Here is a 26,933-nt window from a genome sequence, read left to right on the forward strand (position 1 = left end):
GCTGTAATAATAATAAAATACCTTAATCAAAATTTAACATTAGAATAATACAATTCACCAGCAAAATATCAAAGAAATCTACTTGTCTTAACAACTATAAGTCTCTATTTATTCTTCATTTTCGAGAAAAGATGGATAGAAACGTAACTAAAAACAAAAAAGGCAAGCATTTCTGCTCGCCTTTTTTACGAATTCTAAATGCCTACTTAAACTACAAGACAAAGCCTAAGCCAGCTGTAGTATTACTCATAGGATCTATAAGTATAAATGCACCGTTTGATGGATTCGTTTCATAACTATCTGCAAAGATTTCTCCTGCCGTTTTCAAATTAACCACGCCAATCTCATTCAATTTAATATCATTTCTATCTTCAGATTCTACGAGATGCTGAACATCCAAAACAGAATCAATTGATATTGATTTAGCCTTCTGAATATTAACACCGTGTTGCAAAAGGTAAGTTTTACCGGCAGATAGCGGTGTGCTATCCATCCAACATATCTTAGCTTTAATCGCTTTTTTACCATCCGGTAATACATTAGACCTGGTCAACATATTTCCTCTGCTGATATCAATATCGGTATCCAATGTTATAACCACGGAATCTCCAGCGATAGCTTTATCCAGATTAGTTTCAAACTTTTGAATACTCTTAATAGTAGAACTTTGACCACTTGGTAAAGCCGTTATCTCATCTCCTACCTCAAACTCTCCACTGCTTATTCTACCTGCATAACCTCTATAATCGTGATATTCTTCTGTTTTGGGTCTTACCACATACTGCACACCCATTCTGGCAGGGATGGCGTCAGCACCTGTTCTTACTTGCTTATTTTCTATACTTTCTAAAATACCCAATAAGGAAGCACCATCATACCAATCCATTTTTTCAGACTTGGTGGTAATATTTTCTCCGTACAAAGAAGATAAAGGAATGAAAGTGATTTTTTGACCCTCAAAGCCAGCCTTACCCACCGTGGTTTCAAAATCTTTCTTTATGGTCTCAAAAGACTCGTGGCTATAATTTACCAAGTCCATTTTGTTGACCGCCACTATGACGTTTTCAATCCTCAACAGCTGACTGATGTAATAATGCCTTTTGGTTTGCTCAGAAATACCATTTCTAGAGTCTATCAAAATAATAGAAACGGATGCGTTACTGGCACCAGTAATCATGTTTCTAGTATATTCAAAGTGACCAGGTGTATCTGCTATAATATACTTACGAGTAGGTGTATTAAAGTAAATATGAGCTACATCAATGGTAATACCTTGCTCACGCTCGGCAATCAAACCGTCCGTCAATAAAGATAGGTCTGTAAAGTCTAAGCCCTTTCTCTTTGAAGCAGTTTCTAGAGCCTCTATTTTATCTTTAGTGATAGATTTTGTTTCATACAGTAAACGGCCAATCAATGTGCTTTTACCATCATCTACAGAACCTGCCGTTGCTATTTTTAAAATATCCATTTGTTTCTTCTTAATAATCTTTTGCAGGCCTATCATAGAAAAGACCTACTTTTGAATTTTGTGTTTATATCATTGTCCTCCCAGTCCGCCTACAGGCAGGGACTTCGTTCGGACGGACTTTAGAAATAACCTTGTTGCTTACGTTTCTCCATTGCCGCTTCAGAACGTTTATCGTCTATTCGAGCACCTCTTTCTGAAATTTCTGCACTCAGAATCTCGTCAATGATAGAATCTATATTATCCGCAGTAGACCTAACTGCAGCTGTACAGCTCATATCTCCCAAGGTTCTAAATCTTACGGAGTCTTCGTAAACCTCCTCATCGTCCGATTTATTCACAAATTCGGACTCAGACCATATCAAACCATCTCTATCAAATACTCTTCTTTTGTGAGCAAAGTATACAGAAGGTATTTCAATCTGCTCTTCTTTGATATAATTCCAAACGTCTAATTCTGTCCAGTTAGAAATAGGAAAAACTCTTACATTTTCACCCATGTCTATCTTCCCATTAAGCATATCAAACATTTCTGGTCTTTGCTTCTTAGCATCCCATTGACCAAAATCATCTCTTACTGAGAAGATTCTTTCTTTGGCTCTGGCTTTCTCTTCGTCTCTTCTGGCACCTCCCATACAGGCGTCGTATTTGCCATTTTCAATAGCCTCTAAGAGCGTCACCGTTTGCAAAGCATTTCTACTCGCGTATTTACCAGTTTCTTCTTTTACCTTACCTTCATCTATAGACTGCTGTACACTACCAATTTGAAGGTCAAGACCTAATTCCGCCACCAATTTATCTCTAAACTCGATGGTTTCTGGGAAATTATGACCCGTATCCACATGTAAAAGAGGAAATGGAATTTTACCCGGATAAAAGGCTTTTTGAGCCAATCTTACCAAGGTGATAGAATCTTTACCACAAGAAAAAAGTAAAACAGGCTTCTCAAACTGAGCAGCCACTTCTCTCATGATGTAAATTGCTTCGTCTTCTAACTGTCTAGGAAAACTCCTATTGCTATCTTCTAAAATCATCGTATTACTATACTATTAAAAACTAAATTCTATTTTATTCAAATGGCGTATGCTATTTCACAGCATGTAAACCACATTCTTTTTGCGACTCCTCCCAGTACCATCTACCTGCTCTAGGATGCTCTCCTTCTGCAATAGCCCTGGTACATGGTGCACAGCCTATACTCACAAAACCCTTTTTATGCAAACTGTTCTGAGGTACTTTATGCTCTTTTAAATAATCCTCCATGTCATCAAAAGACCAATCTATCAAAGGATTGAACTTATGCACTTGATTGGCCTCATCCCATTCCCAAATCTTCATATCGTTGCGATTGTCAGACTGGTCTGCTCTTAGACCTGTAATCCAGACATCCGCATTTTCCAATGCCCTCTTTAAAGGAACTATTTTTCTCAAAAAACAACATTCCTTTCTGTCTTCTACAGAATTATAAAAACTATTGAAGCCCTTGGTTTTAACTAAATTTTCTATGGCAGCCGTTTCAGGAAAGTAAGTCGTAAACTCCTTTTTATATCTGGCTTTAGTTTTATCCATCACCTCATAAGTTTCCTGGAAATGTCTTCCAGTATCCAGGGTAAAAACTTCTATTGGTAAATCTTTGGAAAAGATGGCATGCGTAATAGCCTGATCCTCTTGTCCAAAAGAGCTAGAAAAAACGATGTTTGAATGGTTTTCTACCACCCAAGCTAATCTTTCCTCCAAACTTTTATTTAATAATTCTTCCATAATCTAAATCCTTAAAAGAAAACCCCTACAACATTTATTAAACTCACCAACATCACCACCACTGCCACTGTTACCATTAATACTTTTTGTGGAATGAACTTTACGAGGTAGGCTCCTAAAGGAGCGGCAAAAATACCACCAATTATTAAGGCGGCAATAAGTTGCCATGCCTGAGTATCTACAAAAAGCATAAAAATACCTGTACTAAAGAAAGCGACAAAAAACTCTGCGGTATTCACAGTCCCAATTGTTTCTTTGGCTGGATTACCTTTACTTAAAAGATTAGAGGTCACTAAAGGCCCCCATCCACCACCACCTATCGCGTCAAAAAAACCACCATAAAGGCCTAAGAAACCAAGGTTTTTATTCACGGGTGCTATGGGCTTTGCCTTAAAGGCTTTCATGAAAATCATAACCCCAAGAAAAACCAGATATGCCGAAATGTATGGTTTAATGAAGTCACCATCAATCACTTCAGAAATAACATATGCTCCTACCATGGCTCCAACAACCCCCGTCAGTACTATTCTGAAAAACATTTTCTTATCAATGTTTCCTAAAAAAATATGTGAAAGACCCGAAACTCCTGCTGTGAAAACTTTGGCGGTGTGTACGCCCGCTGTGGCATAAGCAGGCGGCACGCCCACGGTCATCATCATAGAACTGCAGGTTGCACCATAGGCCATACCTAAAGAACCATCAATTAGCTGAGCCAGAAAACCGATAAAAATGAAAAAGTAAAAGTTAGAATCTAAAACAAAAGTATTGGTATCAAAATCAACATATACGCGATAAATCAAAACGGCAGCTAAAGCCAACTTCATGATAACCATAAAAACCGCGATGGTTTTGAAGTTAATAAGGTCGCTTAGCGAAAGAGCTAGTTTTTTCATCTAAATTAAGCCACTCTTTGATATAAGGAGATTTGTTGTTTTAATGCGGTACCAAATCCATTTTTAAGAGCATTGACCACCTCTCCTATAACAATGACAGCTGGATTACTCAGACCGTTTTCTCCTGCCAAGTTTTCAAGATTTCCAGCTAAGCCAATTGCCATTTTCTCGCTATCCGAGCTTACGTTTTGAATAATAGCGGCCGGTACATGACTTCTTTCTAAAGAAGAATAAATCTCTTGAATTTCATTCAATTTGCTCATGCCCATTAATATAACCAAGGTAGAATTTGACATCGCTGCCAATTTCACATCCGAGCTTAGGCTGCCATCCGATTTATGACCGGTAATTACCCAATATCCATCGGCATGATTTCTATCTGTAAGAGGTATTCCAGATAAACCAATAGAGTTTACAGAAGAAACCCCGGGGATATATGCCGTTGGAATGCCTCTATCTGTGGCAAAATTAATTTCTTCCACTCCCCTTCCAAAAACAAAGGGGTCTCCACCTTTCAATCTTACCACGTGACCCTTCTCAATAGCCTTTGCTACAATTAAGTCATTGATTTGATCTTGAGAAATCCCTCTTTTATGACCTCTTTTTCCCACATAAATTAATTCTGCAGAAGAGGCATATTCCAAAAGATCTTTAGATGCCAATTGATCATATAAAACCACATCTGCACTTTGAAGTGCTTTAATGGCTTTTAAGGTAATTAATTCAGGGTCTCCTGGACCCGCCCCCACTAATGTAAGTTTCGGCGAAATCATTAGGCCAGTTTTAAATTTAGTGCGTTTCTGTATGACATTGCTTTTTCTAAGAAGGCTTTACCTTCCGCTAAGTATGTATTTGCAAAATCTAAAGAAGGCTCGTTCTTTTTAATTTGTAGTATTTGCTCTGCAACCAATCCACCAAACTCTTCTTTATAATTTTCGTCAAAATCTGCAATAACACCCATTTGTGTATTGGTTTTAACACCTTTATCTATCAAAAGACCTTTGGCAGCGTTAACCTGAGATGCATAAGTATGGTAGATAGCATCTGCATATCTATTTTCATTAATGGCCGCTTGAGCGTTATCCAATTTCTCTTCGGATTCTAAGAATAATATCCCTACTAAATCCACAATCACAGAAGCACATTCTCCTACACCAATTTCTGTTTTAAATTGCTCTTCACGTCCCCAGTCTACAAAATCGGTTTCTTGAAGTTTATCTAAATCTGCTAGAGGTTTTAAGATGTCATAGAAATAAATCTTACCCTGACGGTCATAATAATCATTAAAACGCTCTCCTTGATTGGCATTATCTGCATAGTCTTTCAACACGTACCTTAATACATCTGGTCCCTTTTTACTAGGAACTTTAATGACTTTATCTGCGGCTCTCCCTTCACCATTTCCAATGGTTCCACCACCCAATAAAACCTGTAATGCAGGCAACACCCTCTTATCTGTGGCACGCATGCTACTACCATGAAATCCGATGTTGGCCACACCATGTTGACCACAAGAATTCATACACCCTGAAATTTTAATGAGGATGTCGTTATTATTGATAAGGGCAGGAAATTCATTTTCAATAACCTCTTCTAATACTTTAGTAACAGCTGTACTGTCTGAAATAGCCAAGTTACAAGTATCTGTACCCGGACACGCTGTAATATTTACGACGCTGTTAGCTCCAGCCTCTGCATAACCGAACTGAGCCAAAACACTAAACACATAATCAAGATTACCTTCAGGTATATTTCTAAAGAAAAGACCTTGATTGATAGTGACCCTCATATCGTTACCAATATATCCTTCAAGTTGATCCAAAAGGTTTCTAGTTTCTGTGGTATTGATATTACCTAAAGGAACTCTAACAAAAACGCCAAAAAGGCCTTCCTGTTTCTGGGAAATAACATTGGTAGCCTTCCAGTTTTCGTATTTCTTTTTATCTTCAATTTCAACAGTACCCTCAACCGTCTTATACGCTAATTCTGGGGCATCCGTTATGGTATTTATTTCAAATACTTTCGATTTCAAAGCAGCTCTTTCTTCTTCTAAAAGCTCCATGAAAGCTTCAAAACCAATCTTGGCAATTAAGAATTTCATTCTTGCCTTGTTTCTACTATTTCTTTCGCCATGGCGATCAAAAACACGAAGAATAGACTCAGCCAATGGAATTATCATATTTTCTGGAAGAAACTCATAAGCGACATCCGCCATTCTCGGCTGTGCACCAAGTCCACCCCCTACAACAACCTTAAACCCCCTCTGACCATCTTTCACTTTGGCAATGAACCCAATATCATGCATATAGGCCAAAGAAGTATCCTCATCAGTATTTGAGAAAGAGAATTTCATCTTACGACCCATCTCTTGACAGATAGGGTTTCTCAAGAAATATTCGAAAGTAGCGTGAGCATGAGACGTTAAATCAAAAGGTTCATTTTTATCCACGCCAGAAGTAACAGAACCCGTGACATTACGAACCGTATTACCACAAGCCTCTCTTAGGGTTACATTATCTTTTTCTAGTTCTGCCCACAACTCAGGCGTTCTGTCCAAACTCACATAGTGAATCTGAATATCTTGTCTGGTAGTGAAATGCATCATTCCAGTAGAATATTCATCAGAAACCGCACAAATCCTTCTCCACTGGTCAAAAGTCATCTTTCCGTATGGAAGCTTAATCCTTATCATCTGAACGCCTTCCTGACGCTGACCATATACTCCTCTGGCTAAACGGAGACTTCTGAATTTATCATCATCAATCTTCCCTTCCTTAAACAATTGGATTTTTCTACCAAGATCCAATATGTCCTTTTCTACTATTGGGTTTTCTAATTCTGTTCTAAAGCTTTGCATTATAATATGATTTCCTTTTGTGAGAACTGACTGCAAATTTATTAATAATCTACTAAACTAATAGACTTAGTAGATTAAAAGTTCAAAAAACTTCTAATTAATTTGATAAATCGCTCCCTGGATAGCCATTTCAACGTTTTTATAGATACTTCGAGCTTCGGAAAGATGACCTTCTTCAGTCTTATACCTTGAAGAAAGGTGTCCTAAAATCATTTTTTTAACACCTGCGTCTCTGCCTATTTTAGCCGCTTGCTCTGCGGTACTATGTTGTGTTTTTTCTGCTCGGTCTTCCAATTCTTTTGTAAAAGTAGCTTCATGATAGACCAAATCCGAACCTGCTATAATAGGAATAATCTCAGGATTGTAGGCCGTATCTGAGCAGTAAGAAAAAGACCTAGAAGGCTCTCCTGGCTTTGTATATTCCTTGGATTTGTAAACTTCGTCTGTAAGCGGATCCACTACATCTAAACCTTCTCTTAACTGATGAATAAAAGGGATAGGAAATCCCTCTGGAAGTTTTTCGGCCCTTATATGTCTCTTTCCAGCTTTTGAAGATAACTTAAAACCTGTGCATGGCACCCGATGAATAAGTGGAATACTCTCTATAACAAAATCCTTCTTTTCAAAAAGGACTTCCGATTTTGAATTGTCCGTTGCTATAAAATTCAGTTCAAAATTTAATTGGGTATTCGCTGCTAAAAATTGGATATTCAATATTTCTTGAAGTGCAGGTGGCCCAATAAGCGTTATTGGTTCAGCACGACCACTCAGGTTCATACTTGAGAGTAATCCTATTAACCCAAAATAATGGTCCCCGTGTAAATGACTAATACAGATGGTTTTCAGTCTACTAATCTTTACTGATTTTTCTAGAAGTCTGTGCTGCGTACCTTCTCCACAATCTATTAGAATATGCTCATTATCAAATGATACTAAGAATGCAGAAGGATTTTTACCTAACTGAGGCGAGGCTGAACCAATACCTAATACTGTTAATTTCAAAATTTTTATTTTCTATTATTCACCCATTTCTTCCAGAAATTGGTTTTCTAAATCATTCATAAAAATGGCTTCCTTGGCTTCATGGAAAGTAGGCAGGTAAAGAACATGCTCTATTTCTGGATTCTTAGAACCTGTCAGCACCAGCAGTCCCTTATAATCCTTTATTCTTTCATCCCACTTTTTAAGCATATCTATATCAGACGGTGTAAAAGCGTGCTCCCCATAATCTACCACTAAAGACAACGCTCCAAGTTGAATGTCAGAAGCCAAAGCAGCTAAAGACTTGCCGCCCTCTTCTGCTACCACTGTAATAATCTCTTCTACTCCTTCTATTTTAAAGCCCATTTCAAATTTCCAGGATTAAATTTTTAATTGACTAACTACTTATGCAACACTTATGTACCTGCACTAATTCCATTTAACTTGTATAAAAAAACTCTTTTTACACAGCAAATATGACGACTAGGGTCATGACAACGACTGCAGACCACTCTTTCCTAAATTGGAGAAATCAAGCTCACTAATATATTTCTGAGCTATCGCTCCTCTTATTCTTTTATATTTTTCAATTCCCAAATTTTGGCATCCACCAAAAATCTAAACCAGAACCCCTGTAAAAAGTGAAATATCAAACCAGGAATGCCCTCTCTAAAACCACCCTTCAGTATATAACGATGGAAGAAATAAAGAAAAACCCTTAAGAATGGCGGATAAGAATAGTATTTCATCCTTTGATAACGCCTTTTCTCCATTTCGTTACCATTTTTGAGTGCCTGTACCCTACCTTCTCCTTTATTAAGTTGGTAAGCCATTACATCCTCGGCCTCCAAGCTTGACCATTTATTATGCCGCTGGGTAAATACCGTTAAAGACTCCGTAATGATATCAATCACATTAGACTTTAACACCAGGCACTTTCCCGTGATAAGAAAATGCTGGTCGTACTTTTTCAATTCACATTGCCCAAAACCCTTTCTGAAAATAATGCCATGATAAACAGGAAAATGCCCACCTCTTTTAATCCACTTCCCTAAAAACATCGTTCTTCTAGAAGCCATAAATCCATTTACATCTTCAGGAATTCCTTTAGAAAAATGCTCGGTTAACTCCTCCTTCAGTTCTAACATAACGCGGTGATCCGCATCTAGATTAAGGAGAAAGTCGTTCGAAATCTCTAAATTGTCAAATGCCCAATTTCTTTGAATACTATAATTTTCAAAGGCGTTTTGAACTACTTTTATTCCTGGGTATTCCTTAAGCAATTCTAAGGTACGATCAGTCGAAAAAGAATCTACAACGAAAATCTCCCCAACCCATGAATAAAGACTATCAATACAATCTTTGATATTCTTCTCTTCGTTGAAAGTCAGAATGACGGCTGTAATGGGAAGTTTCTTTGCAATAGCTATCTCAGTCATGAGGCAAAGATAATTTTTTGTTTTTCGCAAAAGCATTCAAAGAGCTATATTTTTATTCCTAAATTTGCCTAAACACCGAAACTCAAACTTCATAAATGAGGATTTTACTGATTCATCAGTTTCTTTGGTCGCATTACAAAGCAGGCATATTTACAGAATTAGAAAAAATTGTCAAGGATAATCCTAAAGACGAACTTCGAATTATCCAAACGGCTAAATATGAAAAAGCTCGGTTAGATTTTGGAGAAGCGGATACCTCTATTCATACTTATGAATATGAACTCCTTTACGATGACGTTTACGAAAACACCAAGTATTTTGATAGAGTTAAGAAGGTTTTTACAAGAGTAAAATCTTTTAAACCTACTGTTATCGTGCTTCCAGGGTACTATGAGCCTGCCATGGTGACCATACATTTTATAGCTAAACTTCTAGGTATAAAAATAATTTTGGCCGTAGACTCCACAGAAAGCGACAATCCAAATAAATGGTATGCAGAACTTGTTAAAAAAATCATAGTGTTTTTTGCTGATGGTTTTTTCTGTTATGGAAAAAAATCTGCCGACTACATGCTAAAACTAGGTGCTCCTGAGAGAAAAATATTAATGAGGCGAAATTCAGTTAACAATAATCTGGTTGCTAAAATACATGCTGATTTCAAAGCCTCTGAAGAATTTCAAACAGAAAGAAGTAAGTATTCAAAGTATAATTTCATTTTCGTTGGTAGATTTTTAGACATCAAAAACCTGAAAAGATTGATTGAATCCTTCCGGAATTTAGAAAACGCAAATGACTGGGGCTTAATTTTAGTAGGCGACGGTCCTTTAAAAAAAGGCATTCAGGAGGATTATAAATCGTTAAAAAATCTATTTATACTCCCTCCTCAAGAATGGCATGGTGTTCCCGAAAAACTGGCATTAGCTAATATCTTAATTCTGCCTAGTTATTCAGAACCATGGGGTCTGGTCACCAATGAAGCTATGGTTTGTGGAATGCCCGTAATAGTATCCAAGCAGTCTGGTTCTTCGGCTGACTTGGTAAAGAATAACGCCAACGGTTTTACGTTTGACGCCTTTTCTGAAAATGAATTGCAGAATGCTATGCAATTTTTTGTTGACAATCCAGAGAAAATAGCAGCCTTCGGAAAATCATCGGAAGAAATAATTACTACTTTTTCGCCAGAAAAAGTGGCAGAAGAAATGTATAATGGTTTTATGAAACTGCATCTGGCTCAATGAACCTATTAAACCTATTTCTAAAACATCGAGATGCCTTTGCCATTAGCATGGTTTTCTGTAGTGGACCTTTAAATTATGCCATAAGGGATGGCATAGGTCTGGCACCTAATAGTACCGCATTCTCTACTTTATTTATGCTAGGGGGTATTTTCTTGGTATTACCATTCCGGAATTTCAAGACCCTTTATAGAAATGACACACCGCTTAATTTCTTAGGTATTTCTTTTCTTGTAATGGTTATCATATACATGATTGTATACCCGGCACATAGGTATATGTCCCTTTCATTATTCATTTACGACTACTTCGTCATTGGCATTGTACTGTATTTTTATTTCTATCTGGCTACTGTAAGAGAGTCCTACCTAAGGATGAACTTCCTGAAGATTTGTATGGTCATATCTATTCTTGGTTCTATAGGCCTTATATATTTTGTCATTCGAAACCCCAATTATGTTTATGGTCAAAGATTCGCCATAGCCTATGGAGATGCCACAGAAATGGACTCCATGGGAAACCCACATATTTTCGGAAGAGGAGCTTTCTTTGGTATTGTTTCAGGCTTTATTTATTTGAAATATGAGACGAAGAAACTTTGGCGATTTGTCACTTACGGTGCTCTTGCATTATTTCTAGCTGTCCTTATTTTAGCTCAAGCCATGTCTGCCATTTTATCCGGCTTTCTATTTATTGTTTGTTTTATTTGGTTTAATAATGATGCTCGCTCCATTTGGAAAAAAACGAAGTTCCTTTTCACTAAATGGTACGTTTGGCTTATTGTCATTTTCATGTCCATTAAAGGGATAGACTTTATACAAAAAAACGAAGCTATCCTTGATCTAGGCTATAAAATAGTTCAACGAAGGTTAGAGAAGCTGGTAAATACTTTCATCCCTGGTGATTCTGATGGAAAGAAGGAGATTGAAGTGGATGCCTCAGCTTCTGGCAGAGTTGGCTTACTAGAGTTAATGAAAGAGAATGCCATTGATAATTTTAAAGAGGGTAAGTATTTAAAACTTCTTTTCGGAAATGGATATTTCGCATTTTACGTTGATGTGCCCATTGTGGAAGTATTTAACTCCTATGGGCTTATTGGTTTCTTACTCTTCGGCGTTTTCTTTTATTTAATGCTCAAGTACGCCATTCGAGAATTTAAAAAACCTTCTAGTATTATAGGTGAATTTGCAGCTTACGGGTTTATTTACTTTTTCGTATTTACCTTTACCAACGGTCTTATTATCGATTATAACAGATGGACATTTTTTGCTTTAGTTTGTAGATTCATGCCAGCTATTCAAAATAACATTAAAATCAAAAAAACAGAAACTGTTTGAATTCATCCCGAATAAATAATTTTGATTTAATTAGACTTGTTGCATCCCTGCAAGTCATGCTTTATCATGCTTTAACCTTCTTTAGAATAGACGATTTTTGGCAGCCAAAAATCAAAGAGATAATTTCCTATTTCCCCGGTGTACCTATTTTCTTTACCATCAGTGGTTTTTTGATTTATAGATCTTTGGAAAGAAACAGCGACGATCTGAAGCGATATTTCAAAAACAGGCTAATCAGAATATTTCCGGCATTATGGGTGTGTTTAGTTTTCACCATAATATTACTTTTCAGTTCTGAACAACTCCAATTGTCCGATCTGGCAACTGGTTCATTTTGGACTTGGATCTTGGCTCAAATGAGCTTTTTCCAATTCTACAAAACACCTTTAGTGTCAAATTGGGGAGTTGGTCATCCAAACGGTAGTCTATGGTCTATATCTGTAGAGTTACAGTATTATTTCTTCCTTCCAATATTGTTTGTTACGATATTCAAAAATAAACGTCAAAAGAGTTTTCAAAATTTAGTGATTATTGGCTTAGCTATCTTATCACTTATTTACAGTGTAAATCAAGAAACTGTAATTCTAGAAAGCGAGCTAACGGGAAAACTAATGGGTGTCATTCTATTCAAATACCTCTACTTTTTTTGTATTGGCATATTAATACATCTAAACTTTGATGTACTGAGAAAGTATCTTGAAGGAAAAGGCTACATCTGGTTTATGCTATTTATAATTTACATGCTCGTTTTCAGAAACTGGTTAGGGCTGTTTGATAACGTTTACGAAATCTCAGTACTAGGCGTTATTGGTTTGGTTTTATTAGGGCTTACCACCATGGCCTTAACTTTTAGTAAACCGGCTTTAAGCTCCAGATTATTAAAAGGTAATGACATTTCTTACGGTATTTATATATTTCATATGCCCATTATAAATTATTTTTATCATAGGCAAATTGAAATAAATTGGGAAAAACTTCTATTAATTTGTGTCATAGTTATTTCTGTTGCTTATCTTTCTTGGCAACTAATTGAAAAAAGAATGTTACGTTTTAAAATGTAATTTTCTTTAGTTATGATTTTTTATAAATAAAACCATTGAAATATGTCCTTTAGTCTTCTTTCCGATTTCGACATCCATCTTTTTAAAGCGGGAAAACATTACAAGCTTTATGAGAAATTCGGTTCCCATGTAGTAGATAATGATGGTCAGAAAGGGACTTATTTTGCTGTTTGGGCACCTAACGCTGAAAAAATATCTGTAATAGGAGATTTTAACGGCTGGAATAAAACATCACATAACTTAAGTCCTAGATGGGATCATTCTGGTATATGGGAAACCTTTATACCGAATATTGGAAATGGAGAGGTTTATAAATATTTCATCAAATCCAATACTGGCGAAGAATTAGAAAAGGCCGATCCATTTGCTCTAATGTGGGAAAAGCCACCAAAAACGGCTAGTGTTATTTGGGACACTTATTATGAGTGGTCAGATAGTAAATGGATGAAAGACAGACCCGAAAAGAATTCATTAGACGCTCCATATTCCGTTTATGAAGTCCATTTAGGTTCATGGAAAAGAGACCCTGAAAATAACGACCGCAGACTTTCTTACAGAGAAGTTGCAAGGGATTTGGTACCTTATGTTAAAGAAATGGGCTTTACCCATGTGGAGTTTATGCCTATCATGCATCATCCATATGAGCCAAGCTGGGGATATCAAATAACGGGGTATTTTGCCGCTAGTAGTATTTTCGGTAACCCTCAAGACCTCATGTACCTTATAGAGGAGCTTCATAAAAACGACATAGGTGTCATTTTAGACTGGGTTCCATCACATTTCCCTGGAGATGCTAATGGTTTATTTAGGTTTGACGGAACGGCACTTTACGAACACGAGAATCCATTTGAGGGATATCACCCAGACTGGAAAAGTTATATTTTTAATTATGGGAGATTTGAAGTAAGATCTTTCTTGATTAGCAATGCCCTATTTTGGTTAGAACGTTTCCATGTAGACGGATTAAGAGTGGACGCTGTGGCTTCTATGCTTTACAGAGATTACTCTAGAGAAGATGGCGAATGGATTCCTAATATTCATGGTGGTAGAGAAAATCTAGAGGTCATATCACTGTTAAAAGAAATTAACGAAGAAATATATGCTTCTTATCCAGGTACTCAAACCATTGCCGAGGAATCTACGGCATTTCCGGGGGTTTCTAGACCAACATACACCGGCGGTTTAGGTTTCGGCATGAAATGGATGATGGGTTGGATGAACGACACCCTATCTTATTTTGAAAAGGACCCTGCTTTTAGGAAATACCATCAAAAAGATTTGACATTCAGTACAGTTTATGCCTTCACAGAGAACTTCATGTTACCACTTTCTCATGACGAGGTGGTTTATGGAAAGGGTTCTTTATGGGATAAAATGCCCGGCGATGAATGGCAGAAATTTGCCAATCTCAGATTGCTATATACCTATATGTTTACGCATCCAGGAGCCAAACTACTCTTTATGGGAGGAGAGTTTGGCCAAAGAGGAGAATGGGATTTTAAAAACAGTTTGGATTGGCACGAATTGGACAACCATTTCAATAAAGGAGTCTCAGAACTGGTCAAAAGCCTAAATGCTCTTTATAGAAACGAGCAGTCTTTAACATTAAATCAGTTTAAAGAAACTTCATTTAGATGGATAGACACCATGGATGAAGAAAACTCTGTTTTGTATTATAAAAGACTAACAGACACAGAAGAAATCTATATCATTCTAAACCTTACCCCTGTTCCAAGAAACAATTATAAGCTAGGTGTAGATAATGCAGGAAGTTATACTGAAATTCTCAACAGCGATCAAGAAAACTATGGTGGAGCAGGAATTGGGAATGCCGATTTCAAGGCCATTAAAGAACCTTATCATGGACTTCCGTATTCTATTTCATTGAATATACCACCTTTGGCAGGTTTAATTTTCAAGAGAAAATAACATTAACATTTCATAACAAAATATTGGATCAAAATTTGAAGTTTAAGTTTTTAAATAACTTCAAATTTTGACCATGAGATTCCTCTCAACGCTTGTATTGTTCTCATTATTTATTTCATCCATATCTTTAGCTCAAACTGCGGAAGAAATCGTTAAGAAGTATGTAGAAAAGCGAGGGGGCACTTTACTATTAACAAAACTTAGTAGTCTAAAGCAAGTTGAAAGCATTAAAGCAGAATCTACCAATTATCAAACAGTTTCCTTCTATAAAGGCTTGGCCTATAAAGCTATTTTCAGTTACGAAGGAATGGAAATCATAGCCTCTTACGATGGTAAAATGGCTTGGGCTACCAATCCCATGACCATGAAGAGTGAGCCGCTTACAGAAGAAGATGCACACGATCTGATAGAACAGGGTAAAGACTTCCCAGACCCGCTTTTTAAGGCATCCAAAAACAGATATCAAATTATAAAAAAAGACGACGAGACTGTAAATGGAAACCCGTGTTTTAAATTAACTCTTTTAAAACCTGATTACACTTTTATGGAAACAACTATCAAAGGAGAAGTGGACTTTTATATTGAAAAAAACAGCTTCTTGTTAGTAAAAAGCGTAGCTCATAACGGAAACGGAAAAATGGAAACCCTTTTCTCTAACTTTAAAGAGAAAGGTGGTATTATCTTTCCCTTTAATTCCAAGTTAATTTTGAATGGTATTCCAACCACTACAACAGATATTCAAAGTATTGAGCCTAATCCTAAAATTAACAGTGCTATTTTTATAATAGGAAAGTAATTCTTTCGCTTAAGACAGATTGTCTAGATAGCTTCTAAAAAGTCCATAATCAGGCATCATTCTCTCTGCTACCTTAGCCCTTTCTAAGAGTTCTTCTAATCTTTCTGGAATAGGTAAACCAGCCCCTAAAACACCCTCTACATCTGGTAAGAATTTAGCATAATGTGCTGTTGATAAAAACACGCCAGAAACCCTTTGTTTCTCAGAATTCATATAATCCTTTAAGCCTAAATATGCAATAGCTGTATGTGGACACACCACATAATCAAATCTATCTTTTACTTCTTTTATAGCGGCTCTCGTTTCTTCATCCGTATAGGAGTATCCAACAACCTTATCTGTCAATTCTGCGAATTTATTACCAAACAAAGCAATCAGCCTAGGAAAATTACTAGGATTACCTACATCCATGGCGTTCGAAATAGTACTAATTGACGGGTCAATTAGTGTATACTCACCCGACTTTAAATACTCAGGAACTACTTTATTAACATTAGTGGCAGCTATAAATCGGTGAACAGGCATGCCCATTTTATAGGCTATCACTCCAGCACTAAGATTCCCAAAATTTCCGCTAGGTATACTAAATACAACAGGAAACCCCTTTTTATACAGTCTAGAATAAGCGTAAACGTAATAAAATGCTTGAGGTATTAAACGAGCTATATTAATAGAGTTGGCAGAAGCTAAATTTAGCTTTTCTCTCAATTCCTCATCTAAAAATGCCTGTTTAACTAATTTTTGACAATCGTCAAAAGTACCATCAACTTCAATAGCAGAAACATTTTCACCTAGCGTGGTTAATTGCTTCTCTTGAATATCACTGACCTTTCCGCTAGGGTAAAGTATATGTACATCAATATTTTCTTGCCCAAAGAATCCTTGTGCCACTGCCCCACCCGTGTCTCCAGAGGTAGCTACAAGTATATGAACCTTCCTATTCCTTTTTTCTAGGAAATATGACATCACGGCCGCCATAAACCTTGCTCCAAAGTCCTTAAAAGCCATAGAAGGCCCGTGAAAAAGCTCCAGACAATACAGATCTTCTTCTATCTTAACAGATGGTGCGTCAAAATCCATCGAGTCAAGCAAAATATTTTCTAGATCTTCTGCAGGTATTTCATCTTGAAAAAAAGCATTGGCTATTACAAAAGCAATATCAGTAAAGGTTAAACTATCACAAGTTTCCCAGAAGGTATCTGGTAAGACTGGAATCTCCAGTGGAAGATAAAGTCCGTTATCTGGAGGCAAACCTTGAAAGATAGCTTCTTCAATTCCAACCGATGGGCTTATGTTATTTGTACTGTAAAGTTTCATCTATTTCCGTTCAACTGCTTTAATTCGCCGCAATTTTATGAAAAATATCAGCAAGAGACTAGAGAATTGACCAAAATGAGGATTTTAAATTTAGCTTTGCACCATGGAGAATTACCAAATGATAGCCAAGACTTTGGCTGGCTTAGAGAATGTACTTTTTGAAGAAATTGAAAACCTTGGAGGTGTGAATATTTCTAAAAGGAAAAGAGCCGTAGCCTTTGAAGGCAATGACGAATTGATGATGAAGGCCAATATGTCTTTAAGAACTTCTATTAGTATTTTAATTCCTATTATAGAATTTGAAGTTAATGACGAATACGAATTATATGATCAAGTGTTTGCTGTGCAATGGGAGGAAATATTTGGATTAAAAGACACCTTTTCTCTTACCGCTACCGTAAGTGGAGAAATCTTCACACACTCTAAGTATGTAGCGTTAAAAACAAAAGATGCGATAGTTGACCGGTTTAGAAAAAAGTTCGGCAGTAGGCCAGATGTAGATACTTTTAATGCCGATTATCAATTCAACGTTCATATTCAGTATAATGCCTGTACTATTTCTCTAAACTCCTCTGGCGATACGCTAAACAAGAGAGGATACAGGGAATTTTCAAATGAGGCCCCATTAAACGAAGTTTTAGCCGCAGGTATAATTCTAAAGTCGGGCTGGAATGGCAAAGATGATTTTTATGATCCTATGTCGGGTTCAGGAACCTTTAGTATTGAAGCAGCACTTATTGCCAATAATATAGCTCCAGGACTTAATCGGAGTTTTGGCTTCCAAAAATGGGTAGATTATAACAGAGAAATGTTTCATAACATTAAAAATGATCTAGAGAAAAGTAGGACGTACTCTGATACAAATATTTACTGCAGAGATTTGCTCACAGAGAATATAGATAACATATCTGTTAATGTTGAAAAAATAGGACTGGACGACATCATCAGAGTGAAAAGGGAGGATTTCTTTCTTTCTTCTAAAATAGGTGAAAGCGGGATAGTTTTCCTAAATCCGCCTTACGGAGAAAGATTAGAAATTGATGAGATAAATGCCTTTTACAAGAATATTGGAGACCAACTCAAGAAACAATACCGCAATTGCGAAGCTTGGATTATAAGCTCCAATTTAGAAGCATTAAAGTATTTTGGACTTAAGCCTGAATCTAGGCACCAAATGTTTAATGGTGGCCTAGAATGCAAGCTTAATCACTATAAGCTTTATTAGGATTACTTTCCTAATAAAGCTACGAAGTCGTCAAATAAGTATCTTGAATCATGAGGTCCTGGGGCAGCCTCTGGATGATATTGAACAGAGAACGCAGGCTTACTTTTCAATTTAATACCCTCTACCGTATTATCATTTAAATTCATATGGGTAATTTCCACATCCGGGGTTGATTTAACATCATCCGTGTTTACAGAAAACCCATGATTCTGAGAGGTAATTTCAGATTTCCCAGTAACTAAGTTCTTTACAGGATGATTTAAACCTCTGTGTCCGCTATGCATCTTATAAGTCCCGATGCCACAAGCTCTGCCTAATATTTGATGTCCTAAACAAATCCCAAATAAGGGTTTGTTGGTCTCAAGCATTTCCTTTATGGTATCCACTGCATAATCCATTGCGGCAGGATCTCCTGGTCCATTTGATATAAAAAAACCATCAGGATTCCATTTCAAAATTTCAGACAGCGGAGTTTTAGCATTATAAACCTGCATATAGCAGTCTCTTTCCGCAAATGACCTCAGAATATTCCTTTTGCATCCTAAGTCCAACACAGCCAACTTAAAAGACGCAGATTCATCTCCATAGAAGTATGGTTCTGATGTGCTTACAGTACTAGAAAGCTCCAAACCTTCCATGGATGGACATAATTCTAGCTCTTTCTTGAGTGCATCTATATCGTCTATTTCAGAAGATATAATACAATTCATTACGCCGGCATTTCTAATATGACGCACAATTTGTCTTGTGTCGACGTCGCAAATGCCAACTACTCCAGCATTCTCAAAGTATTCTTGAAGTGAAGAGTCCGCTGTGTTTCTAGAATAATACGTATCTGCATATGCATTACATACCACACCTTTTATTTTCACACTAGAAGATTCTTCTTCACTTTCCAACTTTACTCCATAATTTCCAATGTGAGAGGTCGTATTTACAATAATCTGCCCAGAATAAGAAGGGTCGGTATAGATTTCTTGGTAGCCAGTCATACCAGTATTAAAGCATATTTCTCCAGTCGACGTCCCTAATTTACCAAGGGCTTTCCCTTTAAACACGGTTCCGTCTTCCAGCATAAGATATGCTTCACGCACTTGAGATTTTTCCATCAATGTTTTTGTGATTTCCGATGAGTAGAATGAATTATCGGAGCGTAAAGTTAAAAGATTTTTTCTTACTATTTAAATGCAGCTAAGAAATCCTTTAAGAAATACTACTCCTATACGCAAAAAGGAGACCATTCCTGGTCTCCTTCTAAAAAAATAAAGTTCGTCTTAAGCCTTTTCTTCTTCCGAAGTAGACTCAGCTTCATCATTTTCAACAACCTCTTCAACTGATGATTCATCAACAACAGTTGCTTCAGTGTCTGTAGTAGTCTTTTTACCACCTCTTCTTCTTCTTTTGGTTGTACCTTCAGAAGCAGATGAATCAGTTGCGTCAACAGCTAAGTTATCATTGAAGTCTACCAGTTCTACCAAAGCCATTTCAGCGTTATCACCATAACGCGTTCCTAACTTGATAATACGGGTATAACCACCATTTCTCTCAGCCACTTTCTCACTGATAGTACCAAAAAGCTCTTTTAACGCTTCTTTGTCTTGTAAGTAAGAGAATACAACTCTTCTAGAGTGTGTTGTATCATTCTTAGCTTTAGTAATCAGAGGCTCTGCATACTTTCTCAAAGCCTTAGCTTTTGCTAAAGTAGTCGTAATTCTCTTATTAAGTACCAAAGAAACCGACATGTTGCTAAGCATAGCAACTCTGTGAGATTTTGTTCTACCTAAATGATTAATTTTCTTTCCGTGTCTCATTTTTCTAATTTAGTAAGTACCGGTAAGGGCTGTATATCGCAAAGCCAACCCCACCTATTACTTTTGTTTTATTTAAAATTTGCGATATTCTTATTCTTCATCTAATTTATACTTCACTATATCCATACCGAAGTGTAAACCTTTTTCTGCTACCAGTTGCTCTAACTCCGTTAAAGACTTCTTACCGAAGTTTCTAAATTTCATCATGTCCGCAACTTCTAATCTAGCTAAGTCACCTAAAGTTCTAATTTCCGCTGATTTCAGACAGTTATATGCTCTTACAGATAAATCAAGATCTTGAAGAGATGTTTTAAGAAGTTTTCTCATATGTAAGAATTCTTCATCCACCATATCATTATCTTCATCACCTTTGGTATCAAATACCATGTTCTCATCAGTGAATTTCAAGAAATGCTGAATCAAAATATTAGAAGCATCCTGTAACGCTATCTCTGGATGAATAGAGCCATCAGATTTAATTTCTAATAAAAGTTTTTCAAAGTCAGTTCTTTGTTCTACTCTTGTATTCTCAACAGTAAACTTTACATTTTTGATTGGTGTGTAAATAGAATCTACAGCTATAAAACCAATCGGTAAATCAGGATTAGTTTGCTCCTCAGAAGGAACGTAACCTCTACCTTTATCTACAACTATCTCAAACTCTAATTCCTTTTTAGAATCCAAACGGGCTATTACCATTTCCGGATTCAAAATTTCAAAACTCTGAGTAAATTTAGAAATATCACCAGCTGTAAGTTCAGTTTGGTTTTTAACCTTAACCGTAATTTTGTTATCAACATAATCAGACACTTTCTTAAATCTAACTTGCTTAAGATTTAAGATAATTTCTGTTACATCGTCAACAACACCTTCAATTGATGAAAACTCATGAAGTACTCCAGGAAATCTTACGGCAGTAATCGCATACCCTTCTAAAGAAGATAATAAGATACGACGCAAAGCATTTCCGATTGTTACTCCATAACCTCTCTCAAGCGGTTTAAACTCAAAAAATCCATGGAAGTCGTCTGCTTTTTCCATCACGACTTTATCGGGCATTTGAAATGCTAATATTGACATACTATGGTGTTCTTTTTTCGTTAACGAAAGAAGATTTAGGAATTTCCTAAATCAAGAATGCTAGTCGCCTTAGACAGACGACTAGCTAATTATTTTATTTATTGTATAACTCGACAACCGCTTGGTCATTGAAGTTCTCAGGAACAAGCTCTCTTTCTGGATAAGATATAAATCTTCCAGTCATGTCTGCTGCGTTCCACTCTATCCAACTATATTTAGAAGCTGTATTGATACTTAAGCTTTCTGTAATAGCATCCATTGCTTTAGCTTTTTCTCTAACACCGATAGATTGACCTGGTTTAACAGTATAAGATGGTACGTTTAAGACATCACCATCCACTACAATATGCTTGTGCGACACCAATTGTCTTGCAGCTCTTCTTGTAGGAGCTATTCCCATTCTGTAAACAACGTTATCTAATCTAGATTCACATAATTGAATCAAGTTAGTACCTGTTCTACCTGGTTTAACTGCAGCCATGTGGAAAAAACGAGCGAATTGCTTCTCCAACATACCATAAGTATACTTAACTTTTTGCTTTTCTTGAAGCTGAAGTGCGTATTCAGATTTTTTACTTCTTCTTCCTTTGCCATGTTGGCCAGGAGGATAGTTCTTTTTTTGTAAGGCTTTGCTTGGTCCCATGATCGGTTCACCAAACTTTCTAGAAATCTTTGCCTTTGGACCTGTGTATCTTGCCATTATTAAATATTAGTGTCTAAGAAATGCACGGCCCCAATGTCCAAACCAGCATTTAGAAAACAAATTGATAAAATTAAACTCTTCTTCTTTTTGGAGGGCGACAACCGTTATGAGGTAACGGAGTAACGTCAGTAATACTTACTACTTCAATACCTACACTTTGAATGGTACGAATAGCAGACTCTCTTCCTGAACCCGGTCCTTTAACAAATACATCCGCTTTTCTCATACCAGCATCATAAGCCACTTGACAGCAGTCTTGAGATGCAGTTAAGGCTGCGTAAGGTGTATTCTTTTTAGAACCTCTAAATCCCATCTTACCAGCAGACGCCCAAGATATAACTTGACCAGTACTGTTAGTAACTGAAATAATAATATTGTTGAAAGATGCCTTTACATGAACCTGACCATGTGGTTCAATGACAACAACTCTCTTTTTTGCTTTGTCTTTTCTTTTTGCTTTAGCCATTATTTTATTTTAAGCTATTCGGCGGATTACAAACTATAATCCCTGTTCTACAATTTTTTACTTAGTAGCTTTCTTCTTGTTGGCTACTGTCTTACGTCTCCCTTTACGGGTTCTAGAATTGTTTTTAGTTCTCTGACCTCTTAAAGGAAGACCTTTACGATGTCTAAGACCTCTGTAACAACCTATATCCATCAAACGCTTAATACTTAACTGAACGTCTGATCTTAAAGCTCCTTCTACCATGTACTCATTTGTAATGACGGCACGAATAGCGTTAGCTTCATCATCTGACCACTCACCAGCTTTCTTATCAAAAGAAACCTCGGCTTTAGTTAGTATTTTTTGAGATGTACTACGACCAAGACCATATATATAGGTCAAGGAAATTTCACCTCTTTTGTTATCCGGAATATCTACACCTGAAATCCTCATATCTATTTATCCTTGTCTTTGTTTAAATTTTGGATTCTTTTTGTTAATCACATAAACCTTACCATGACGGCGGATTATTTTGCAATCAACACTACGCTTTTTTACTGATGCTTTGACTTTCATGTTCTCAAAAATTAGAGGAATTCAACCTCGATATTATTTATATCTGTAAACAATTCTTGCTTTTGTTAAGTCATAAGGAGACATCTCCAATTTGACTTTATCTCCAGGTAGAATACGGATGTAATGCATCCTCATCTTCCCAGAAATATGTGCTACTACTTCGTGTTTATTCTCTAACTCTACTCTAAACATAGCATTAGATAACGCTTCACTTATAATACCATCTACTTGTATATTAGCTTGTTTTGCCATAATTATACATAAAACATTTTTCTTTGTTCAAGTACCTCTTCCAGGTATTCAAACGTTGTTAAAATATCATACCCTTCTTTAGTAACCAAAACGGTATGCTCATAGTGTGCGGCAGTTTTTCTATCCTCAGTCCTTATAGTCCAACCATCTTCCTCTTGAACTATAAATCTTTTACCTAACGTAACCATTGGTTCAATAGCAATGACCATTCCTTTTTGCATTCTTGGTCCATTGCCTCTCTTCCCATAATTCGGTACCTCAGGAGATTCATGAAGATCTTTACCTACTCCATGACCAACCAATTCTCTTACTAAACCAAATCCATTGTCCTCATTATAAGATTGAACTGCATAACTAAGGTCACCAATTCGATTACCTTGTTTTACTTGCTCAATTCCCTTAAAAAGAGATTCTTTGGTAGATTTTAAAAGCTTTATGTCTTCTTTAGAAGGCTCACCAATTACATAGGTATAGGCACTATCTGCGTGAAAACCATTCTTATAAACTCCACAATCTATGGATACTATATCACCACTTTTAAGAACTCTATTGCTCGGAATCCCGTGCACTACTACATCATTAACTGAAATACACAATGATGCTGGAAATCCTCCATAACCTTTAAAGGAAGGTATTCCTTTATTATCTCTTATATATTGTTCCGCAACTTCATCCAATTGCTTTGTAGTCATTCCTTCATTAAGGACTTTGGCTACTTCCGCATGTGTTTTACCTAAAATGACACCATTCTCTCTAATAATATTGGCCTCACTTTCTGACTTAATCTGAACAACTCTACTACTACCCATTCAATATTATTGAGCAACTACGCCTGTTTGTCTATTCTGAAGACGACCTGACTGCATTAAGCCTTCATATCTCTTCATTAATAAATAACTTTCAATTTGCTGAAGCGTATCTAAAACAACACCTACTAAGATAAGTAAAGATGTTCCTCCGAAAAACTGAGCAAAAACATTACTCACTCCAAACAAACTAGCTACTGCTGGGAATACAGCTATGGCGGCCAACAAAATAGAGCCCGGTAAGGTAATTCTATCCAAAATAGCTGCTATATAATTTGCAGTATTTAAACCAGGTTTTACACCAGGAATAAAACCACCACCTCTCTTCATATCATCCGCCATTTGATTAGGATTAATCGTAATGGCAGTGTAGAAAAAAGTAAAAGCAATAATCAAGAATGCGTAAAGAGCATTGTATTGCCAAGACGTAAAGTCTGAAAATACAGTTTGAATGTTTGCCCAAAAATCACTCTTATCAGCAAAAGCACTTGCTAAAGCTGCTGGCACAAACATTAAAGCTTGACCAAAAATGATAGGCATCACACCAGATATATTCACTTTTAAAGGCAAATACTGTCTTTGACCCGAAACCATCTTATTACCTACAATCTGTTTAGCATATTGAACAGGCACTCTTCTGACTGCTTGAGTAACTGCTACTGCAAAAACAACAACCATAAACAGAATAATCATTTCTATTACAAAAAACAACACCTGTCCTGCATTTGTTCTTGAACTAAACTCTTGAACCAAACCTGCAGGAAGTCTTGAGATAATACCAATCATAATAATCATTGATATACCATTACCTACTCCCTTTTCAGTCATACGCTCGCCTAACCAAACACACATCATTGTACCTGCTACAAGCATTATTACAGAAGAGAAATAAAATAATCCCTGACTAACCGTAATGGCTTCAGTAGGAATAGTAGTTCTCAAATAAGTAAATCCTTGCATGGCAGTAACCGCAATGGTCAACCATCTGGTGATTTGATTAATTTTCTTTCTTCCAGATTCTCCTTCCTTTTGCAATTTGCTAAAATAAGGTAAAGCTAAACCCATTAACTGGATAGCAATGGAAGCAGAAATATAAGGCATGATACCCAATGCCATGATGGAGGCGTTGCTAAAAGCACCTCCAACCAAAGTATCAAGTAAGCCTAATAATCCATTCCCACCTGTAAGATCTTGCAAACGCGAAGGATCTACCCCTGGTAAAACAATAAATGATCCTATTCTGAAAATTACAATTATCATTACGGTATTAAGAATTCTATTTCTTAATTCCTCAATGGACCAAATATTCTTAAGGGTGGTTATAAATTTATTCATTGTCAGAGTACTCTGCTAGCTTATTCTGGCCTTCCGCCGTTCAATTTATCTTGTAATTCTTTCAATTCATCCCAGTTTCCGGCTGCAGCAAGTGAAGCCTGCTCAGGCCAAGTAGTAGGATTATGAGAAGCATATCTAGAGCCGGCTTCAGTTAAAATTGACTGAAGATCCTCCACCTTCGCTGCCGCTATTTCCGCAAAGGTACCGAAACCTCCGTTAGAAAGCAACTCGGCTATTTTAGGACCAACTCCTTCTATTTTCTTAAGGTCATCACCTTTTGACTCTTTCTTAGCTTTAGTTACTTTAGGAGCTTTAGCTTTCTCCTTAACTACAACCGCTTCACTTTTAACAGACTTCTTTTTACCTTTTAATTCTATTGAAGCTTCAGGGTTAAATGTAGCATCTACTACTGCAGTACCACCAGCTTTTTCTATCGCCTCTACAGCTGATTTAGAAAATCCGTTTACTTTAACTTCTAGTGCAGATTTCAATTCTCCTCTACCTAAAATCTTAACAACATCCGTCTTTTGAGTAAGGCCAGTGTTATATAAAACACCTAAATCCACTACAGTTACACCAGTACCGTCAGCTAAGTTTTGTAAAGTATCTAAGTTAATAGCCTTATAAGCTACTCTATTAATATTATTAAAACCAAACTTAGGAACACGTCTTTGAAGCGGCATTTGACCACCTTCAAAACCTCTTTTCTGAGAATAACCAGAACGAGATTTCGCTCCTTTGTGTCCTCTCTTAGCAGTTCCACCACCACCAGAACCTTGACCTCTACCTACTCTACTGTTATTTTTTACAGCACCTTTGGCAGGTTTTAAATTACTTAAGTTTATCATTTTTTAATTCTTTACGCAATCCATTATAAATGAATCACTCGGTTTTCCCTATTAATTTTCTACTCTTACTAAATGCTGAACCTTATTAATCATACCTTGAATAGCAGGATTAAGTTCAACCTCTACCGTACGATTTATTTTACCTAAACCCAAAGCTTTAATAGTAAGCTTTTGCCTCATAGGTCTATCAATCGTACTCTTAACTTGAGTAATTTTTACAGTTGCCATTTTATATATTCTTAAAATGAATTTCTAATTATCCGTTATAAACTTTGCTAAGTTTAATTCTTCTTTGAACAGCTACTTGATGAGGTGCTCTCATTTTCTGTAAAGCTGCGATTGTTGCCTTAACCACGTTATGTGGATTAGACGAACCTTTAGACTTTGCAAGTACATTATGAATACCAGCGGCCTCTAGAACGGCACGCATAGCTCCACCTGCAATTACTCCTGTTCCAGGTGCAGCTGGTTTAACGAATACGTATCCTCCAGAATATTTACCGTGCATCTCATGAGGTACCGTGTCATTCACTATAGGAATAGTGACCATATTCTTCTTAGCATCGTCAATTGCTTTTGCAATTGCATCAACCACCTCGTTTGCTTTACCTAAACCTTGTCCAACAGAACCTTCACCGTCACCTAAAACAACAATTGCTGAAAAACTAAATCTACGTCCACCTTTAACAACCTTGGCAACACGATTTATCGCAACAACTTTCTCTTTAAGCTCTGACTCGTTTACTTTTACTCCTTTGCTCATTTTGATATAGTTCTGATA

29 protein-coding genes and 1 pseudogene are annotated in these 26,933 nt (G+C 36.6%); 6 read left to right on the plus strand and 24 right to left on the minus strand.

The annotated features are described in order from the left end of the window. Window positions 1-211: 211 nt before the first annotated feature. The 9 genes from ACSBFT_RS08170 to ACSBFT_RS08210 all read right to left on the minus strand — a co-directional run bounded on the left by ACSBFT_RS08170 (window position 212) and on the right by ACSBFT_RS08210 (window position 9,396). Window positions 212-1,468, minus strand: a complete 1,257-nt coding sequence (locus tag ACSBFT_RS08170; RefSeq protein WP_463044269.1) for a sulfate adenylyltransferase subunit 1 — start codon at window positions 1,466-1,468, stop codon at window positions 212-214. Window positions 1,469-1,587: 119 nt separating this feature from the next. Next, complete coding sequence (gene cysD, locus ACSBFT_RS08175) at window positions 1,588-2,499, minus strand: sulfate adenylyltransferase subunit CysD (RefSeq protein WP_463044268.1); 912 nt, start codon at window positions 2,497-2,499, stop codon at window positions 1,588-1,590. Between the two features lie 52 nt (window positions 2,500-2,551). Next, window positions 2,552-3,226, minus strand: coding sequence for a phosphoadenylyl-sulfate reductase (locus tag ACSBFT_RS08180; RefSeq protein WP_489604218.1), 675 nt, complete (start codon window positions 3,224-3,226; stop codon window positions 2,552-2,554). Between the two features lie 11 nt (window positions 3,227-3,237). Then, window positions 3,238-4,119 carry a sulfite exporter TauE/SafE family protein gene (locus ACSBFT_RS08185; RefSeq protein WP_489604219.1) on the minus strand — a complete coding sequence of 294 codons (882 nt, stop codon included), beginning with the start codon at window positions 4,117-4,119 and terminating at the stop codon, window positions 3,238-3,240. A gap of 5 nt (window positions 4,120-4,124) precedes the next feature. Further along, the gene (gene cobA, locus ACSBFT_RS08190) at window positions 4,125-4,892 is read right to left on the minus strand and encodes a uroporphyrinogen-III C-methyltransferase (protein WP_489604220.1); all 768 of its coding nucleotides are present in this window, start codon (window positions 4,890-4,892) and stop codon (window positions 4,125-4,127) included. Beyond that, on the minus strand, window positions 4,892-6,976 hold the full coding sequence (locus tag ACSBFT_RS08195) for a HEPN domain-containing protein (RefSeq protein WP_489604221.1): 2,085 nt from the start codon (window positions 6,974-6,976) through the stop codon (window positions 4,892-4,894). Before ACSBFT_RS08195 ends, cobA begins: the two co-directional genes overlap by 1 nt. Before the next feature lie 93 nt (window positions 6,977-7,069). Beyond that, window positions 7,070-7,978: a ribonuclease Z gene (locus tag ACSBFT_RS08200; protein WP_463044263.1), complete on the minus strand. Its 909-nt coding sequence runs from the start codon at window positions 7,976-7,978 to the stop codon at window positions 7,070-7,072. A gap of 15 nt (window positions 7,979-7,993) precedes the next feature. Then, window positions 7,994-8,323: a hypothetical protein gene (locus tag ACSBFT_RS08205; RefSeq protein ID WP_463044262.1), complete on the minus strand. Its 330-nt coding sequence runs from the start codon at window positions 8,321-8,323 to the stop codon at window positions 7,994-7,996. Window positions 8,324-8,526: 203 nt separating this feature from the next. Beyond that, a complete protein-coding gene (locus tag ACSBFT_RS08210; RefSeq protein WP_489604222.1) occupies window positions 8,527-9,396 on the minus strand; it encodes a glycosyltransferase family 2 protein in 870 nt (289 codons plus the stop codon). Between the two features lie 95 nt (window positions 9,397-9,491). Between ACSBFT_RS08210 and ACSBFT_RS08215 the strand changes: the two genes are divergently transcribed. The 5 genes from ACSBFT_RS08215 to ACSBFT_RS08235 all read left to right on the plus strand — a co-directional run bounded on the left by ACSBFT_RS08215 (window position 9,492) and on the right by ACSBFT_RS08235 (window position 15,754). Beyond that, window positions 9,492-10,634 carry a glycosyltransferase family 4 protein gene (locus ACSBFT_RS08215; RefSeq protein ID WP_489604223.1) on the plus strand — a complete coding sequence of 381 codons (1,143 nt, stop codon included), beginning with the start codon at window positions 9,492-9,494 and terminating at the stop codon, window positions 10,632-10,634. After that, the gene (locus ACSBFT_RS08220; protein ID WP_489604224.1) at window positions 10,631-11,968 is read left to right on the plus strand and encodes a hypothetical protein; all 1,338 of its coding nucleotides are present in this window, start codon (window positions 10,631-10,633) and stop codon (window positions 11,966-11,968) included. Before ACSBFT_RS08215 ends, ACSBFT_RS08220 begins: the two co-directional genes overlap by 4 nt. Beyond that, window positions 11,965-13,029: an acyltransferase family protein gene (locus ACSBFT_RS08225; protein WP_489604225.1), complete on the plus strand. Its 1,065-nt coding sequence runs from the start codon at window positions 11,965-11,967 to the stop codon at window positions 13,027-13,029. Before ACSBFT_RS08220 ends, ACSBFT_RS08225 begins: the two co-directional genes overlap by 4 nt. Window positions 13,030-13,071: 42 nt before the next feature. Then, complete coding sequence (gene glgB, locus ACSBFT_RS08230) at window positions 13,072-14,958, plus strand: 1,4-alpha-glucan branching protein GlgB (protein WP_489604226.1); 1,887 nt, start codon at window positions 13,072-13,074, stop codon at window positions 14,956-14,958. Between the two features lie 73 nt (window positions 14,959-15,031). Continuing rightward, window positions 15,032-15,754 carry a LolA-like protein gene (locus ACSBFT_RS08235; protein WP_489604227.1) on the plus strand — a complete coding sequence of 241 codons (723 nt, stop codon included), beginning with the start codon at window positions 15,032-15,034 and terminating at the stop codon, window positions 15,752-15,754. A gap of 9 nt (window positions 15,755-15,763) precedes the next feature. Here the strand turns inward: ACSBFT_RS08235 and thrC are convergent, their stop codons facing one another. Continuing rightward, on the minus strand, window positions 15,764-17,071 hold the full coding sequence (thrC, locus tag ACSBFT_RS08240) for a threonine synthase (protein ID WP_489604228.1): 1,308 nt from the start codon (window positions 17,069-17,071) through the stop codon (window positions 15,764-15,766). Between the two features lie 103 nt (window positions 17,072-17,174). Between thrC and ACSBFT_RS08245 the strand changes: the two genes are divergently transcribed. Next, window positions 17,175-18,296 (plus strand): THUMP domain-containing class I SAM-dependent RNA methyltransferase, encoded by a 1,122-nt coding sequence (locus ACSBFT_RS08245; RefSeq protein ID WP_489604229.1) that lies wholly within the window; start codon window positions 17,175-17,177, stop codon window positions 18,294-18,296. Window positions 18,297-18,298: 2 nt separating this feature from the next. Here the strand turns inward: ACSBFT_RS08245 and carA are convergent, their stop codons facing one another. The 14 genes and pseudogenes from carA to rpsE form a co-directional block, all read right to left on the minus strand. Beyond that, complete coding sequence (gene carA / locus ACSBFT_RS08250; RefSeq protein ID WP_489604230.1) at window positions 18,299-19,405, minus strand: glutamine-hydrolyzing carbamoyl-phosphate synthase small subunit; 1,107 nt, start codon at window positions 19,403-19,405, stop codon at window positions 18,299-18,301. 165 nt (window positions 19,406-19,570) lie between these two features. After that, window positions 19,571-20,107 carry a 50S ribosomal protein L17 gene (gene rplQ, locus ACSBFT_RS08255; RefSeq protein WP_489604231.1) on the minus strand — a complete coding sequence of 179 codons (537 nt, stop codon included), beginning with the start codon at window positions 20,105-20,107 and terminating at the stop codon, window positions 19,571-19,573. A gap of 90 nt (window positions 20,108-20,197) precedes the next feature. Then, entirely contained in the window at window positions 20,198-21,187 is a 990-nt protein-coding gene (locus tag ACSBFT_RS08260) for a DNA-directed RNA polymerase subunit alpha (protein ID WP_489604232.1), read from the minus strand. 94 nt (window positions 21,188-21,281) lie between these two features. Further along, on the minus strand, window positions 21,282-21,887 hold the full coding sequence (gene rpsD, locus ACSBFT_RS08265) for a 30S ribosomal protein S4 (protein ID WP_489604233.1): 606 nt from the start codon (window positions 21,885-21,887) through the stop codon (window positions 21,282-21,284). A gap of 73 nt (window positions 21,888-21,960) precedes the next feature. Beyond that, window positions 21,961-22,356: a 30S ribosomal protein S11 gene (rpsK, locus tag ACSBFT_RS08270; RefSeq protein WP_489604234.1), complete on the minus strand. Its 396-nt coding sequence runs from the start codon at window positions 22,354-22,356 to the stop codon at window positions 21,961-21,963. Between the two features lie 57 nt (window positions 22,357-22,413). After that, entirely contained in the window at window positions 22,414-22,788 is a 375-nt protein-coding gene (gene rpsM / locus ACSBFT_RS08275) for a 30S ribosomal protein S13 (protein WP_489604235.1), read from the minus strand. Between the two features lie 6 nt (window positions 22,789-22,794). Beyond that, a complete protein-coding gene (gene rpmJ / locus ACSBFT_RS08280) occupies window positions 22,795-22,911 on the minus strand; it encodes a 50S ribosomal protein L36 (protein WP_489604236.1) in 117 nt (38 codons plus the stop codon). Window positions 22,912-22,944: 33 nt separating this feature from the next. Next, window positions 22,945-23,163, minus strand: a complete 219-nt coding sequence (gene infA / locus ACSBFT_RS08285) for a translation initiation factor IF-1 (RefSeq protein ID WP_111371812.1) — start codon at window positions 23,161-23,163, stop codon at window positions 22,945-22,947. Window positions 23,164-23,165: 2 nt separating this feature from the next. Further along, the gene (gene map / locus ACSBFT_RS08290; RefSeq protein ID WP_489604237.1) at window positions 23,166-23,972 is read right to left on the minus strand and encodes a type I methionyl aminopeptidase; all 807 of its coding nucleotides are present in this window, start codon (window positions 23,970-23,972) and stop codon (window positions 23,166-23,168) included. A gap of 6 nt (window positions 23,973-23,978) precedes the next feature. Beyond that, a complete protein-coding gene (gene secY, locus ACSBFT_RS08295) occupies window positions 23,979-25,304 on the minus strand; it encodes a preprotein translocase subunit SecY (RefSeq protein ID WP_489604238.1) in 1,326 nt (441 codons plus the stop codon). A gap of 20 nt (window positions 25,305-25,324) precedes the next feature. Beyond that, entirely contained in the window at window positions 25,325-25,738 is a 414-nt protein-coding gene (locus tag ACSBFT_RS08300; RefSeq protein ID WP_489604827.1) for a helix-hairpin-helix domain-containing protein, read from the minus strand. After that, window positions 25,712-26,149: pseudogene (gene rplO, locus ACSBFT_RS08305) on the minus strand (50S ribosomal protein L15); the annotation flags it as partial. The gene ACSBFT_RS08300 and the pseudogene rplO, both read right to left, overlap by 27 nt. 54 nt (window positions 26,150-26,203) lie before the next feature. Then, the gene (gene rpmD / locus ACSBFT_RS08310; RefSeq protein ID WP_489604239.1) at window positions 26,204-26,380 is read right to left on the minus strand and encodes a 50S ribosomal protein L30; all 177 of its coding nucleotides are present in this window, start codon (window positions 26,378-26,380) and stop codon (window positions 26,204-26,206) included. Between the two features lie 28 nt (window positions 26,381-26,408). Then, window positions 26,409-26,915: a 30S ribosomal protein S5 gene (rpsE, locus tag ACSBFT_RS08315; protein ID WP_489604240.1), complete on the minus strand. Its 507-nt coding sequence runs from the start codon at window positions 26,913-26,915 to the stop codon at window positions 26,409-26,411. Window positions 26,916-26,933 lie beyond the last annotated feature (18 nt).

Source organism: Arcticibacterium sp. SM2516, from assembly GCF_057914865.1.

Bases quoted from the DNA above. Each gene is read 5' to 3' on its own strand.
- glgB (WP_489604226.1), top strand. From the start codon at position 13,072: ATGTCCTTTAGTCTTCTTTCCGATTTCGACATCCATCTTTTTAAAGCG.
- rpsM (WP_489604235.1), bottom strand. From the start codon at position 22,788: ATGAGGATTTCAGGTGTAGATATTCCGGATAACAAAAGAGGTGAAATT.
- map (WP_489604237.1), bottom strand. From the start codon at position 23,972: ATGGGTAGTAGTAGAGTTGTTCAGATTAAGTCAGAAAGTGAGGCCAAT.
- ACSBFT_RS08235 (WP_489604227.1), top strand. From the start codon at position 15,032: ATGAGATTCCTCTCAACGCTTGTATTGTTCTCATTATTTATTTCATCC.
- ACSBFT_RS08195 (WP_489604221.1), bottom strand. From the start codon at position 6,976: ATGCAAAGCTTTAGAACAGAATTAGAAAACCCAATAGTAGAAAAGGAC.
- cysD (WP_463044268.1), bottom strand. From the start codon at position 2,499: ATGATTTTAGAAGATAGCAATAGGAGTTTTCCTAGACAGTTAGAAGAC.
- rplQ (WP_489604231.1), bottom strand. From the start codon at position 20,107: ATGAGACACGGAAAGAAAATTAATCATTTAGGTAGAACAAAATCTCAC.
- ACSBFT_RS08185 (WP_489604219.1), bottom strand. From the start codon at position 4,119: ATGAAAAAACTAGCTCTTTCGCTAAGCGACCTTATTAACTTCAAAACC.
- ACSBFT_RS08260 (WP_489604232.1), bottom strand. From the start codon at position 21,187: ATGTCAATATTAGCATTTCAAATGCCCGATAAAGTCGTGATGGAAAAA.
- ACSBFT_RS08170 (WP_463044269.1), bottom strand. From the start codon at position 1,468: ATGGATATTTTAAAAATAGCAACGGCAGGTTCTGTAGATGATGGTAAA.
- thrC (WP_489604228.1), bottom strand. From the start codon at position 17,071: ATGAAACTTTACAGTACAAATAACATAAGCCCATCGGTTGGAATTGAA.
- ACSBFT_RS08205 (WP_463044262.1), bottom strand. From the start codon at position 8,323: ATGGGCTTTAAAATAGAAGGAGTAGAAGAGATTATTACAGTGGTAGCA.
- rpsD (WP_489604233.1), bottom strand. From the start codon at position 21,887: ATGGCAAGATACACAGGTCCAAAGGCAAAGATTTCTAGAAAGTTTGGT.
- ACSBFT_RS08215 (WP_489604223.1), top strand. From the start codon at position 9,492: ATGAGGATTTTACTGATTCATCAGTTTCTTTGGTCGCATTACAAAGCA.
- rpsK (WP_489604234.1), bottom strand. From the start codon at position 22,356: ATGGCTAAAGCAAAAAGAAAAGACAAAGCAAAAAAGAGAGTTGTTGTC.
- ACSBFT_RS08220 (WP_489604224.1), top strand. From the start codon at position 10,631: ATGAACCTATTAAACCTATTTCTAAAACATCGAGATGCCTTTGCCATT.
- ACSBFT_RS08180 (WP_489604218.1), bottom strand. From the start codon at position 3,226: ATGGAAGAATTATTAAATAAAAGTTTGGAGGAAAGATTAGCTTGGGTG.
- secY (WP_489604238.1), bottom strand. From the start codon at position 25,304: ATGAATAAATTTATAACCACCCTTAAGAATATTTGGTCCATTGAGGAA.
- rpmD (WP_489604239.1), bottom strand. From the start codon at position 26,380: ATGGCAACTGTAAAAATTACTCAAGTTAAGAGTACGATTGATAGACCT.
- infA (WP_111371812.1), bottom strand. From the start codon at position 23,163: ATGGCAAAACAAGCTAATATACAAGTAGATGGTATTATAAGTGAAGCG.
- rpmJ (WP_489604236.1), bottom strand. From the start codon at position 22,911: ATGAAAGTCAAAGCATCAGTAAAAAAGCGTAGTGTTGATTGCAAAATA.
- ACSBFT_RS08245 (WP_489604229.1), top strand. From the start codon at position 17,175: ATGGAGAATTACCAAATGATAGCCAAGACTTTGGCTGGCTTAGAGAAT.
- rpsE (WP_489604240.1), bottom strand. From the start codon at position 26,915: ATGAGCAAAGGAGTAAAAGTAAACGAGTCAGAGCTTAAAGAGAAAGTT.
- cobA (WP_489604220.1), bottom strand. From the start codon at position 4,892: ATGATTTCGCCGAAACTTACATTAGTGGGGGCGGGTCCAGGAGACCCT.
- ACSBFT_RS08210 (WP_489604222.1), bottom strand. From the start codon at position 9,396: ATGACTGAGATAGCTATTGCAAAGAAACTTCCCATTACAGCCGTCATT.
- carA (WP_489604230.1), bottom strand. From the start codon at position 19,405: ATGGAAAAATCTCAAGTGCGTGAAGCATATCTTATGCTGGAAGACGGA.